This is a genomic window from candidate division WOR-3 bacterium (assembly GCA_016926475.1).
Classification (GTDB): Bacteria; SDB-A; SDB-A; order SDB-A; family SDB-A; genus JAFGIG01.
This window is the reverse complement of record JAFGON010000012.1, coordinates 13,832-27,427: the sequence shown is the minus strand read 5'-3', so window position 1 is coordinate 27,427 and position 13,596 is coordinate 13,832. Positions and strand designations below refer to the sequence as shown.

Sequence of the window (13,596 nt, the reverse complement as noted above, 5' to 3'; positions counted from 1 at the left end):
CGTACCTTTTTATCATTCAGTAAACCTCGGATAAAAGTTTTATTGACTTACCTCAAACTACGAGGGTTGGTTTCAGACCTGCCACCTTGATAAAGGGCTATAAGAGCCGAGCAAGATCCAAATTCGTCTTTTTCAAATTTAATCCTCAGGGCAGTCAAATCTTTTATTAAAAATGTATCGTCTCCGATGTACACCATTTGGTAAGGTGTTCTTCCCTGCCTTACGTAATAAAGGGCTCCATTTTCCAAGTATATTTTTCTTGGTTCATAAATACCCTCGTATTTCTCAAGTTCGGTTTCTGAAAGAAACACTGGATTGAGAAGACCGTCATAGTATTCAACAAGCCATGCGGTCTCCTTTTCTCTCTCCGGATCTTCGTTTTTTTTTAGCATTTCATTTAAAGCGATAAGCTGTGCGGTTTCAAGAGCAATTCGTGATTCGACGGGGTAGTCCGGAATAATTCCCACTCCCTCCCAATTGTCTCCAGAGACCGGATTGCAAGCTCTGGCGAAAGGGCATACAATCGTTATTCCGAAATTATCCCATGATTTTGCGGTTATGGGATGAGCCCCACCCCCCGTGGTGTCTCCGACGATTGATGCCCTTTCGAGTTTTTGAAGATCGTATGTGAATTCTTCAGCAGCTGAAAATGTGTAACTGCTCGTTAATATGTAAACCGGTGTTTCTGTCATTTTACTCCCCGGCACGAATGAATATGTCCATGACTGCTCATAGACATCGTCGATTCTGTAGTAAAAATCATTTATGTTCTTTGGTATATCGAAGAAATAGCTGGCCAGGAGCTGAATCATGCTCGCTTCACCGCCTCCGTTGTCCCTGAGATCGAGAATCAGTGCATCGGTGTTTGAAAGAAAATTCATAGCCGCAACGGCAGTTTGACCTGCATACCTCGCATTTACAAATTCGTCGAATTTGAGATATCCGATGTTTCCGGGTAAAATCTCAATTTTCACAAAACCGAAATTTTTTTGTCGCATCTCTTCTATCATTTTGATTTCGTCTTCTTCTTCAGGGTTTTCTTGTGACAACCTCGGATCTACAAATGGGAGTATCTGGAAATGTCTGTCCTGGCAGACTGAAAATAAATCCTCGTTGAGAGTTTGGACATATTCGTTCAAACCTGAAATATGGTCGTACAACCCGTTGTGTAAATTTGACATGACAAGATCGTTCATCTTTTCCGCGACTTCTTCATAGACGTAAGTTTCTGCTAGATAGCCGGTTATACTGTCGAGGATTTTTTCTTTTTCTGTAGCGTCAATCGCCCTGTCTTGCATGATGAAGTTTTGAGAAACCAGATCAAAGTGAAGAGCGAGAAAGATTAGAGCCAGAAACAGAACTTTCATAATTCCTCCTTTATTTATGTAACCAGTAACATATATTTGAATTTTTGTCAAATGCTTTTTATTTCAAGATTTATGTTGACTTTATTTTAATTATTGATAAAATACGTAACTGATAACATAAAAAAGGGAGGTAGGTGTGAAGTGCAGGATTCTTATCATTTCTATTCTTTTGACCTCTGGAAGCATATTCTCTCAATTCGAGGGAATTGGAGAGGATTTTTTAGTTTTAGCCGACTCTATGGACAATTATCATCTGATACCGATGAAGGATAAAAAGATCCGGATTGACGGAATTTTCGAAATGGAAGAGTGGGAAAACGCACTTCATCTATTCCTTAACTACGAGGTTGATCCCGGAGAAAATATTGAACCGCCGGTTGCAACTGAAATATATCTCGCCTACGATGAAAAGAATCTCTACGCGGTTTTTGTTGCCAAAGATCCGAAACCTGCAGACATCAGGGCGAGAATCTGCGACAGAGACAACGCGTGGAACGACGACTGGGTGGGGTTAATCCTTGACACTTACAACGATGAGCGGAGAACATACGATTTTTTCTCCAATCCTTTGGGGGTTCAGATGGACCAGATTGAGAGTTCATACAGCGGTACCTTGCAGAGTTGGGATGCTGTTTGGAATTCTGCGGGAACTATTACCGATACCGGCTACACCGTCGAAATGTGCATACCATTCAGGGCTTTGAATTTCCCTCGTTCTGAAGGGGCGAGAATATTTGGTATTGACATCGTCAGAAGCTACCCGAGAAGCGTGAGACACCATGTAGGACTTTTTCCGAGAGACCCCAATATAAACAGCTACATGAACCAGGCCGACAAATTGATAGGTTTTGTGGGGGTGAACCCCGGAAGAAACATCGAAATCGATCCGACTTTCGTCGCAATTCTGTCACAGGAGAGGGAAAACGGAAGTTTCGAAAACACAGCCGAGAGATACGATCCAGGCCTGACGATGTTCTGGAAATTCGCTTCAAACATGAAACTTTCCGCGACTATAAACCCGGATTTTTCACAGATCGAAGCGGACGCCGCTGAATTGAACGTCAACGAACAGTATTCGATTTACTACCCTGAAAAAAGACCTTTTTTTCTCGAAGGATCTGAACTGTTCAGCTTCAGCATTCCCGTTTTCAAATTTAGAACCTTTGCCGATCCAGAATGGGGTCTAAAAATAACGGGAAAGGAAGGCGTAAACTCGATAGGGTTTGTGATAGTTGAGGACAGCATAACGAACTTCACAATACCCAACAGTTTTTATTCAAGGACCGCAAGTCTCGAAAAGAATAATTTGGGCGCGGTTCTCAGATATTTCAGGGATTTTGGTATATCTGCCAACGCCGGTATTATACTCACGGACAGGGAGGGCGAGAATTATTTCAACAGGACGGGTGGAGTGAGCGGAAGTTTCAACTTGCGGAGAAACGACAGGATTAATTTCGCAGGAGCCTATTCGAGCACCCAATACCCCGAAGAAATCTATTCGAGATACGGTCAGCCGGACACTGTTTTTGAAGGGTGGTCTTTGCTCGGAGGTTATTATCACAATACCAGAAACTTGAATTGGTATTGGAATTTCTACCTCATGGATCCTTTTTTCAGGGGTGATTTGGGACACGTCTACCAGGACAATTACAAAAACATGAGCACAGGTCTTGATTATTCTTGGATAGGTTCTCCGAGAAACTGGTATCGTGAATTGAATTTGTCGTATTCCTACACCTATGAGGAAAATTTCGGTGACACTTTGATCTACAAAGAGCATAGAATAGGCGCTTGTTATTCCGGATCGCACATGATTTACGCGGAGATAAACCTTTTCGAGGGTCAAAAGGGATTTTTGGGAGAGGAATTCGACAACGACAGGGGAACCTTTTATTTCCAGATTCGACCTTCATCGATGATTTTTTTGTCCCTGTATTCGAGTTATGGCGACGATATTGACTACAACGGAATCAGACCCGGTGTTTGTCTGCACGTAGAACCATATATCGAACTGAATGTTGGGAGAAACTTCTACGTTGAAATTTCCCATGAATACGAAGAGATGGAGATTGAAGAGGGAAAACTGTACACCGCCAATGTCCTAAATTTATCCGCTAAACACCATTTTTCCCACAAATGCTTTGTGAGGGGCATCCTTCAATACGTAGGTTATGTTTTTGATCCCGACCTCTACCCCTTCCCTATAAGCAGAGAGAGCAAGTCGATATTCACACAGCTTCTTTTCTCGTACAAGGTCAACCCGCAGACAGTTTTATATCTGGGGTATTCGGACAACTACGACGGCGACGAGGTAAACCCGATTGCTCAAAGGGACAGAACGCTTTTTGCAAAAGTAGGCTATTCTTTCGTGATTTAAAAGGAAACTCAGTAAAAGAGGTGTTCTATACGGTCAGGATTGTAGAAACAGCATTGGAGGTCATATCGAAACAGGTTTCGTCTTCTGAAGAAAAACCGAAAAGAATCGACCCGTGAAAATGCCAGTGTTCAGAGAACTTGTAACCTTCACCGAGAAAAAATCCGGGTCCGCCCGTTATGTCGTCAAGCCAGTCGCCGATTGGGTATATGGCAAAACCGAAGTTGCCGTCGATGTAAGCAGAGTGAGTTTTCGGTTTGAAAAAATAAGTCATTCCTATTCCGGCGTTGTTGTGGCTGAATGTCATGGGATAGAAGGGCAGGAAAAGAGTGGCGAATATTTTTTGTCTGTCTGAAAGTTCCCTATCAAGCACGTCGCTGAAAAAAATTGCGCTTTTGTGGTCGTATTGAATAGAAAATTGGTCTGTGAACGCCCAACCCACTCTGAAGTCGAAACTCATTCCGAAATGTGTTTTATCGTATTTCATGCTCTGGTTGTTTTCAGCGTGAACGAAAGAAAGAGACGGTCCGATTGTGAAACCGACGATGAAACCTTTTTTTGGGAAGAAAACAAGGAAAATGACATCATGGTGATGAAGGTAAAAAAAATAAAAACAATTTTCATGAAAACCTCCTCCATGTTGTAGTCCGAAAAAATATACATCTGTCTATAGCTAAACAACAGCCTTTTAGAGATGGAAAAAAAATCAGATGAAAGGTCAATAACATTATCATAAAGCCATTTCTTTATGAAACTGGATTTACCGCTTGCCCCTGTTGAAAAGTTTTTCTACAATCAATAAAAAAATGAAAAGTATTGTGGATAAAATCGCGGGCATAATGGCTCTTTTTGCCCTGTTTCTGCTTTTGTTTGAGCGGTCGCAGACTTCTTTAGCCGAAAACATCTATCCCTATCTAAGGTGGATAAACTTTTCCGTGATTCTCGTTTTTTTCTCTGACGCTGCTCTGATGTTTTTATACTCAAGAAACAAGATCAGGCATATTTTGTACAACTGGTACGACATTATCATCCTGGTTCCACTCGTATACTTTTTTTTCCCTAAAGAAAACATGTCTCTCAGCGTTATCTTCTGGCAGGTGGCGATAGTCGTGTCTGTGCTCTCAAGATTCAGAAGGGCTAAAAATTTCATAGAAGGAACGGGTTTGAAAGCGGCGCAGGTCACGACCATTTCATTTCTCTTTTTAATACTCTCGGGTGCTGTTCTTCTCACCCTCCCTTTCGCGTCTTCCCGAGGTGAAGAAACCCCTCTTTTGGACGCTCTTTTCACTTCGACTTCGGCAGTATGCGTTACGGGCTTGATAGTTAAGGACACAGCCACCCATTTCAGCAGGTTGGGCCAGATGATTATTTTGGCACTCATTCAGCTCGGTGGACTTGGAATAATGTCTTTTTCCGTCATGCTCGCGATACTTACCGGAAAGAAGATGGATATTGGGCAAAAAGCCGCGATGGGTGACATACTGGAGCAAAATGAATTGTCGGGAGTCACCCAGCTCATCAAATTCATTTTCAAGATGACGCTGTTTTTTGAAGCGGTTGGAGCTGTCGCCCTAGCGATATTCTGGATCGGTAGGTTCGATTCGCTCCATGAAACAATCTACCATGGTATTTTCCATTCTGTTTCGGCTTTTTGCAACGCGGGTTTTTCAACTTTCAGCGACAGTCTGTCCTGTTTTGCTTCAGATACGGCTACTGTCCTTATAATATCCGGTCTGATAATTTTCGGCGGTCTGGGTTTCGCGGCGATAAAAGATATATGGCAAAAGACAAAATACCTCGTCAAAGAGAGAAAAACAAATTTCCATTTCAAAGTTCAGTCTAAAATAGTTGTATTCGTCTCTTTGATTCTTATATTGGTGGGATCGGCGGGGATATTTCTATTCGAATTTCCGAATTCGTCCGGGTTCAAGACAAAGATATTGTCGGCGATATTTCAATCGGTCACGACGAGAACAGCCGGTTTCAACACCGTTGACCTTTCTTCGCTCGCACCGAGCACAATACTCTTGATGATAGGCTTGATGCTCATAGGAGCTTCCCCTGGCTCTACAGGGGGCGGAATCAAGACCACAACTTTTGCGGTTTTGTGGGGTTGCATGACAAATGGTTTCACGAAAAACAGGAACGTAGAAATTTTCAAAAGAACGATACCAGACGAGACAATAGCCAAAGCCGTGACGGTTTTACTTCTTTACATTTTTGTACTTTTTATAGTTGTTACACTGCTTTTGTTTTTTGAAAAATTTTCATTTTTTGATATTTTGTTTGAAGCTGTAAGCGCAGTGGGTACGGTCGGGCTTTCCAAGGGCATCACTCCGCATCTTTCTTCCATTGGAAAGAGCCTCGTAATAGTTCTGATGTTTTTTGGAAGGCTGGGCCCTTTGACTATCGGTTACACTTTGATTTCTCACTACAAAAAAACCGGTTATACATACGCCGAAGAAAAAGTTATGATCGGCTGAAAGAAGAAAAGATGAGAAGTATCGCGGTTATAGGACTTGGTGTGTTTGGGAGCACGCTCGCTAAGGAACTTACTGACAAAGGCGCTCAGGTAATTGCCATAGACAACGACAAGAACAAAGTCGAAGATATTAAAGAAACTGTAACTTATGCCGTTTGCCTAAACTCCTTGGACAAAAACGCTCTTCTTTCAATAGGTGTTCAGGACGTGGATGTAGCAGTTGTCTGCATCGGTGACGATGTAGAAGCTAATCTTCTCACGACGTTGCTTTTAAAAAAAATGGGAGTCAAAAGAATTTGGTCCAGGGCGATAAACGAGCTTCAAAAAGAAATTTTAAAAACGCTCGACGTAGATCAGATAATTGGCCTTGAAGAACAAATGGGAATCACTATAGCGAGAAGCCTTGTCTCGAGCTACGTGTCAAAGAGAATTCCGCTTTCTGAAGGTCACAGCATAGCTGAGATAAAAATCCCCGATTCTTTTATCGGGAAAACTCTCAGGGAAATAGAACCGAGAACGGAGTTCAAGGTCAATGTCGTGGGAATAAAATATCTGATACCGCATGTAAATTCATCCGGGGAGAGGGAGTTCAAGGAAGTCTTCGACGATATCCCGTCACCCGATGAAGAGCTCAAAGAAGACGTTTTTTTACTCATAGCCGGATCGGACAAAAACATCGAAAGGTTTGCCAAAGGAAAGTGAAAAAAAATAAAGTTATAAAAATATCGGCGGTCTTTGTTTTTTTTTCGATATTCCTGCTCGGGGTGGGTTCAATAATCCTGCTTTTTTTAAGCGGTGTCTTAAGGGGCGTTCTGTTTTACGTCTATTCCGCGATATTTTTCTCTCTATCGGTTTATTTGGCGACCAGGACTGTTTTGTTCCAAAAGAGGATGTTGACTTTTATCAAATCTCTTTACGGGGGAGACTACAAAGTAGGCATTAAGCAAAATTGTCCGGTGTACGATGAATTCACCGGAATTGTCGACCTTTCAAACAAGTTGAGTGAAAGGCTTTGCCTTTTCGACAGGCTGAGAGCGGAAAAGGTTCAACTCAGCTTTTCGGTTCTCGATATCATCTTCAACAGGATTGACCAACCCTGCATGTTGGTCGATGTCGAAGAAAAACATTTCATAATGAACAGAGCACTTCAAACCCTTTTCGGAGTAAAAAACAACAGGTTTTCTTTCACGTCTATCGAAAAAAACGAATACAACACAAAATTTGTCCGAATTTTGTTGCTTGCTCTCATGAAAGATAAAATCGAAAAGAAATTTCAAGCTCCTTTCAGACTGCCGATCGGAGAAATCACGAAAACCTTTTGGTTCGATTTTATACCTGTAAGGGGAAAAGACGAAAAAGTCGCTTACGCTCTGATTTTTGTCGAAGAAATACGGTAGGTTTAAAATTCAAAAGAGAGATCTAAAATGAAGGAATACTACAGAGATTTTTTGAAAGACAGCATAAGAAAGAAAGTTGATTTTTCTAAAACTCGACAGAGTGAAGGGATCCCGGCTCCACCAGTTGAAAAAAAAAGTCCGTTGAAAGCAAAAAAAACTGCATTGGTAACGCCCGGCGCTTGGAGTTCGATCAAAAGCGTATCCGTAGAAAAGGCAATCGCAAAAAGAAAGTCCCACAGATCTTTTATGCAAGACCCGTTGTCCTTGGAGGAACTTTCTTTTCTTCTCTGGTCAACTCAGGGGATAAGGGAAAACATAAAAAACAGAGTTTACTTCAGGACAGTTCCTTCTGCAGGATGCAGGCATGCTTTTGAAACATATCTCGCTGTTTTCAGGGTTAAAGGGCTTGAAAAGGGTGTCTATCGTTATCTTCCTCTCAGCCATGAATTGGTATTTATCAAAGAAGTCGAGAACCTGGAAGAAACCGTTTCGGCTTCGACTCTCGGGCAGGATTTCTGCAGTCGGGGCGCGGTCACTTTCTATTGGTCGGTAATCCCTGCGCGCATGGAATGGAGATACGCCGAGGCTTCGTACAAAGTTATTGCCCTTGACGCAGGGCACGTCTGTCAGAATCTTTATTTGGCTTGTTCGGCAATTGGCGCGGGAACTTGTGCAGTAGCAGCCTACGATCAGGAGAGATCGGATGAAATGCTGGATTTGGACGGCGTTGAAGAATTTGTGGTTTATATCGCTCCGGTAGGAAAGTTATGAATAAGACAGACCTGAAGACAAATGTCTTGGCGTTTCTGTTTCTTCTGACGGGCTGTTTTCAAGCAGAAAGCCATAAGAAAGAAATTAGCTGGTTGATAGAAGATAAGACCGGAATTGCAATAGATACTCTTTTCACAATAATCGTCGACAGTACGAGATATACCTCCGGAGCATTTGATTCAGACTACACGAGATATATAGTAATACAATACCAGGATAAGTCTGAAAGCGGTATTGAATATCAAATCGTAGGATCAGAATATTACAACTGTGTCGCTGGCGCAAATTATGCTGAATCAGCATGGATTATGGTCGAAAAGGAAAGCCTCGGGGGAGTATGGATTTCAAGGACTTTCGGTTATGAATACTTTCATTCAAAACTTGAAAGGTCAGAACCGTTTAAACTCACTTTGGATACGGCGACAAATATGATTAATTTTGAAATATGGCATCTTTAACCTGTTCTACTATAAATAAAGTTCGGAAGATAGGGTTTTCCCAAAAAAAGGTAATGATTCAGATCCGGTGATGGTTGGATTTGAATAAGTTGCTTTGGCGCTAAATTAATGTTTGAAAACAGGTTCAGCCGTGATAAAATCTACGCGTGGGTTTATCAGATATGTTTACAAATCCAACCATAAGAGAAATACTCATAATCATTCATCAAATACCCTGCAATAAAATGCGGATAATCAGATTCTGTTGTTTAAATTATACAGAAAAGGAGAATGCCAATGGCTGAAGAGCAAATCGGTTGCGCGAGACCTACAGGAGGTCCGGTCGGAGAGAAGCTGGAACCGGCAAAAGAGGATACTAAACCCTTAAACAAGGAAGACAAAACCATGGTAATGGTCGGAAAAAAGGCGCCGGACTTTTCGGCTCCAGCTTATTTTAAAGGTAAGTTTACGTCGGTAAAACTGTCGGATTTCCTCGGAAAATGGATTGTTCTCTGCTTTTATCCTGGTGACTTCACTTTTGTCTGAGCGACAGAAGTTTCTGCGGTCGCAGAAAAATACCCTGAATTTCAGAAATTAGGCGCTGAAGTTATGTCGGTCAGTGTCGACAGCGTTTTTGTTCACAAGATTTGGAATGAAAACGAATTGTCCAAAATGGTCAAAGGCGGAGTCCCTTTTCAAATGCTCTCCGACGCTGGAGGCAAAGTCGGGTCTGTTTACGGAGTATATGACCCTGACGCCGGGGTTGAGACAAGAGGTCGTTTTCTCATAGACCCGGATGGAATCATACAGGGTTATGAGGTTTTGACGCCTCCTGTGGGAAGAAACGTTAACGAGACATTGCGTCAAATACAGGCTTTTCAACTTGTACGCAACAGCAAGGGCACAGAAGCCGCTCCTTCGGGCTGGAAACCTGGAAAAATGACCTTAAAGCCGGGTCCTGATCTTGTCGGCAAAGTATGGGAGGTCTGGAAAACAGATATGGCTTTCGACTGAAATCTTTTCTTTTTGCGAAAAAGTGTGGTGAACTTTCAATAACTTGCCACACTTTGTTTTATAACTTCCAAAAGCCTTTTACGGGACTTCCATCAACCTTATCAGTCATTGAGAATAATATTTAAAAAACGGTTTGTCTAAAATGCCTCAGATTCTTAGATTTTCATATTTGACGCTGTCGTAAAGGTTTTTCTGAAAATTTTTATGTATTATATTGGTCGGTTAAAATTGTTATAATTTAGCGAAAAGCAGAGAGGTGGTAAAAAGGATTAAAAAAGAGGTTTTATGAAAGAAAAAACACTGTTTTTATGCTTGCTGTTTTTTACAACTAGTTTATACGGCGACGTTTTTTATGTCGGTCCGACGAGACCTCTTACAGCATTGCAGCAGGTTGTCGATTTGCTCGATCCAGGCGACAGTGTTTTTGTCGATGGAGACTGCACTTATCCGGGGGATGTAGTTTTCACAAAAGCAGGAAGACAGGACAGCAAGATCTTCATAATCGGCGTCAGGATAAACGGAAACAGACCAACTATCTCAGGAGGGACCAACACAGTTTCTTTTATATCTCCATGGCCTTACGACAGCGGCGCTGATCATTACATTTTTCAAGGATTTGAAATCACGGGCGGAACTTCAAGGGGTGTATACCATCAGGCAGATGATTTGACTTTAAGGGACGTTCTCGTACGCGATTGTCCCGCTCATGGGATTCTAGGAGCGGACCAAGGCTCGGGTTCTTGTCTCATGGAGTTTGTAGAAGTGAGAAACTGCGGAGACGGAGATTACAGGCACCAGGTTTATATGGCGACCGATGAAGTTCACCATCCTGGAAGCGTCTTTAGAATGTTGCATTGTTATATCCACGACGCTGACGGAGGCAACAATGTCAAGTCGAGAGCTGAGAGAAATGAAATATATTACAACTGGATTGAAGGAGGGTTTTATCACGAATTGGAATTGATAGGATGCGACGGAGGTGACACCGGAAACATAGGCCTAAAACGCGAAGATTCCGATATAGTAGGGAATGTCATTGCGAAAAAAGCGACTTCAGCAGGAAACAATTCAAATTTTTACTGCGTCAGAATAGGAGGCGACGGAACTGGAATGACTCACGGAAGATACAGATTCGTCAACAACACCTTCGTGTGCGGAACGAGCGCCGTCTTCAGATGCTTTGACACCCTCGAAAGCGTCGAAATGCACAACAACGTATTTTACAGAGAAGGTGGAGGTATAAATATTATTCGCACGTCAGACGCTTTTTGGGTACATGACACTGCTGTAGTCAGCGGAAGCTGCAACTGGGTCTACCAGGGCGCTTCGAATATACCCTCTCAATGGACTTCTACAACCATAGGAACAGACCCCGGGTTTGTCGATTTCTCTTCGCTGGATCTGAATATTTTACAGACAAGCCCCCTTAAAGACGCCGGAAATCAAACTCCTGCCAGCCCTTACGGTTTTGAGTTTCCCAACCCTCTTTTTCCTCCACTGTTTCACCCCCCTCTTCATGATGTTTCACAATATCCTGCCGGAAGACCATCTGACGGGCAGATAGATATCGGAGCTTACGAGTACCACTGGACTGGAGTGGGAGAAGAAAATAGCGCGAGACTCCATCAAGATGAAGTTTTCCGTGTTTTTTACAAAGGTGAAGTTCTGTCGGTATTATACGAATCCAAAGGCGTATTGCGCTTATATGATATCTTGGGCAGATCTTGCGGAAATTATTGCCTGGAAGAGACAGGCAAAACATTTAACGTCACCTTGAAACTACCCCTTGGAGTTTATTTCGCCGTCCTGACAAACGCAAGAATCACAAAAACAATTAGTTTTCAGGTTTTGAAATGAAAATATAGGCATGGTCGAAAAAATACTCGAGAGTATATCGGACGGAGTTTTCACTGTAGATTTGGATTGGAAAATTACGTATTTCAACAGAGCCGCGGAAATTATCACGGGAGTGAGAAGAGAAGACGCGGTTGGAAAAAATTGTTGCGAAGTCTTCAAATCAAATAAATGCGAAAACCAGTGCCCTCTCAGGAAAACAATCAAATCTGGAAAACCTCTTGTAGATGTTTCCGCTTATATAATAGATCTGCACGGGAGGAAAATACCAATAAGCGTTTCAACCGCGCTTCTGCAGGATGAAAGCGGAAAAATTATTGGAGGGGCAGAAACCTTCAGGGATCTGAGTGAAATAGAGGAGCTGAAAAAAGAGCTAACGGAGAAAAGTACTGCGGGTGAGATGGTTAGTGAAAACACAGAAATGAGGAAAATTTTCAGCCTTCTCCCCGCTGTTTCTGAAAGCTTGAGCACGGTTTTGATACAGGGTGAAACAGGAACCGGTAAAGAGGTTTTAGCTAAAACCATTCATTCTATGAGCCCAAGATCAAAAGGGTCTTTTGTCGCTATAAACTGCGCCGCGCTTCCTGACACACTTTTGGAATCTGAGTTGTTCGGCTACAAAAAAGGGGCTTTCACCGGGGCAGATAAGGACAAGGAGGGCAGGCTTGCTTTGGCGACAAAAGGCACCCTTTTTCTCGATGAAATTGGTGAAATTTCACAGTCTCTCGCGGTCAAACTTTTAAGAGTTCTGCAGGAGAGAGAGTACCAACCGCTGGGATCAAATAAAACCGAGAAAACAGAGGCGAGAATTATGGCGGCGACAAACAAAAACCTATTAGAGATGACGAAAAAAAATGAATTCAGACAGGATTTGTACTATCGCCTCAATATAATTTCTTTAACGCTTCCCCCTCTCAGGGAAAGAAAGGAAGATATACCTCAATTGGCAGAAAAGATACTAGGGAGGCTCAATATAATTCAAGGAAAAAACATAAAAGGGTTTTCTCCAGATGTTTTTTCGGTTTTTTTTTCTTACGACTGGCCGGGCAACATAAGAGAGCTTGAAAACGTGGTCGAGAGAGCTTTCGTAATGTGTTCAAAAAGAATCATCGGGACAGAAAACTTGCCTGGAGAGTTATTGAAAAATGCCGGTATGTATCAAAAAGCTGGTGGCTTGAAATCTGCAGTCGAAAAGGCCGAAAGGCAAACTATATTGAACTCCATAAGACAAAACAAAGGAAACAAAAGTTCCGCCGCTAAACAGCTTGGAATAGACAAATCGACTCTTTTCAGAAAGATGAAATATTACAAGATAGGTCATGCTGGAGAAATCGACGGCGAAAAATAGTCGCGTTATTGCAACAATTAGAAGCTTAATTATTGCAATTATGCCACCTTTACTAAAAGTGCTGAACCCAGCGGCGTTGCTTTAAATAACCTAATGTTGGCATATATGTTTTTACAAAAGTTTTGATGGTTTTGGCACTAAGCTTGCGTATAAATTAGTATGAAACTCGCACTGACGGTTTGGAATGGGAGGGTGTCTCCGGTTTTTGACGCCTCAAAAACGGCGATTACTCTCACGTTTTATGAGGACGGTAAAATTGACAAAGGAAAGATTCATCTTTCTGGTGATACGGTGGAGAGCAAGGTCTCGGCGCTGAAAAGTGAAGGAGTATCCGCTTTGGTCTGTGGCGCAATATCGCAAAAGGGGATGAGAAAAGTAATCGACAGCGGAATGTTTATATACCCTTTTGTCTCAGGGTGCGTAGAAGACGTTGTCGAGGCTTGTAAAAGGGGAGAGGTTGAACCTTTAAAGTATTCCATGCCGGGATGTGGATATAGAAATAGGGGAGTTCGCGGACGCGGACGGTGCAGAAGAAGATTTAACTAAAAATAA

Annotated in this window: 13 protein-coding genes; 10 read left to right on the top strand and 3 right to left on the bottom strand. The window is 42.3% G+C overall.

What is annotated here, in order from left to right:
- Positions 1-47: 47 nt before the first annotated feature.
- Positions 48-1,367: a S41 family peptidase gene (locus JXA84_00970; GenBank protein MBN1149773.1), complete on the bottom strand. Its 1,320-nt coding sequence runs from the start codon at positions 1,365-1,367 to the stop codon at positions 48-50.
- 136 nt (positions 1,368-1,503) lie between these two features.
- Between JXA84_00970 and JXA84_00965 the strand changes: the two genes are divergently transcribed.
- Complete coding sequence (locus JXA84_00965; protein MBN1149772.1) at positions 1,504-3,744, top strand: carbohydrate binding family 9 domain-containing protein; 2,241 nt, start codon at positions 1,504-1,506, stop codon at positions 3,742-3,744.
- A 25-nt stretch (positions 3,745-3,769) separates the two neighbouring features.
- On the opposite strand, the gene JXA84_00960 is transcribed toward JXA84_00965, so the two are convergent.
- Both JXA84_00960 and JXA84_00955 read right to left on the bottom strand, forming a co-directional pair.
- Positions 3,770-4,228, bottom strand: a complete 459-nt coding sequence (locus JXA84_00960) for a hypothetical protein (protein MBN1149771.1) — start codon at positions 4,226-4,228, stop codon at positions 3,770-3,772.
- The gene (locus JXA84_00955; GenBank protein MBN1149770.1) at positions 4,225-4,365 is read right to left on the bottom strand and encodes a hypothetical protein; all 141 of its coding nucleotides are present in this window, start codon (positions 4,363-4,365) and stop codon (positions 4,225-4,227) included. The genes JXA84_00960 and JXA84_00955 overlap by 4 nt, the downstream gene beginning before the upstream one ends.
- A 182-nt stretch (positions 4,366-4,547) precedes the next feature.
- Here JXA84_00955 and JXA84_00950 point away from each other — a divergent pair, with 182 nt between their 5' ends.
- The 9 genes from JXA84_00950 (at position 4,548) to JXA84_00910 (ending at position 13,590) form a co-directional block, all read left to right on the top strand.
- On the top strand, positions 4,548-6,224 hold the full coding sequence (locus tag JXA84_00950) for a Trk family potassium uptake protein (GenBank protein MBN1149769.1): 1,677 nt from the start codon (positions 4,548-4,550) through the stop codon (positions 6,222-6,224).
- An 11-nt stretch (positions 6,225-6,235) separates the two neighbouring features.
- On the top strand, positions 6,236-6,925 hold the full coding sequence (locus JXA84_00945; protein ID MBN1149768.1) for a TrkA family potassium uptake protein: 690 nt from the start codon (positions 6,236-6,238) through the stop codon (positions 6,923-6,925).
- Positions 6,922-7,620 carry a hypothetical protein gene (locus tag JXA84_00940; GenBank protein ID MBN1149767.1) on the top strand — a complete coding sequence of 233 codons (699 nt, stop codon included), beginning with the start codon at positions 6,922-6,924 and terminating at the stop codon, positions 7,618-7,620. The genes JXA84_00945 and JXA84_00940 overlap by 4 nt, the downstream gene beginning before the upstream one ends.
- Positions 7,621-7,647: 27 nt before the next feature.
- Positions 7,648-8,391, top strand: a complete 744-nt coding sequence (locus JXA84_00935; GenBank protein MBN1149766.1) for a SagB/ThcOx family dehydrogenase — start codon at positions 7,648-7,650, stop codon at positions 8,389-8,391.
- Entirely contained in the window at positions 8,388-8,849 is a 462-nt protein-coding gene (locus JXA84_00930; GenBank protein ID MBN1149765.1) for a hypothetical protein, read from the top strand. The genes JXA84_00935 and JXA84_00930 overlap by 4 nt, the downstream gene beginning before the upstream one ends.
- Before the next feature lie 276 nt (positions 8,850-9,125).
- Positions 9,126-9,842, top strand: coding sequence for a peroxiredoxin (locus JXA84_00925; protein ID MBN1149764.1), 717 nt, complete (start codon positions 9,126-9,128; stop codon positions 9,840-9,842).
- Between the two features lie 285 nt (positions 9,843-10,127).
- A complete protein-coding gene (locus JXA84_00920) occupies positions 10,128-11,699 on the top strand; it encodes a hypothetical protein (GenBank protein ID MBN1149763.1) in 1,572 nt (523 codons plus the stop codon).
- 10 nt (positions 11,700-11,709) lie between these two features.
- A complete protein-coding gene (locus JXA84_00915; GenBank protein MBN1149762.1) occupies positions 11,710-13,044 on the top strand; it encodes a sigma 54-interacting transcriptional regulator in 1,335 nt (444 codons plus the stop codon).
- A 159-nt stretch (positions 13,045-13,203) separates the two neighbouring features.
- A complete protein-coding gene (locus JXA84_00910) occupies positions 13,204-13,590 on the top strand; it encodes a NifB/NifX family molybdenum-iron cluster-binding protein (GenBank protein ID MBN1149761.1) in 387 nt (128 codons plus the stop codon).
- The last annotated feature ends 6 nt before the right edge of the window (positions 13,591-13,596 follow it).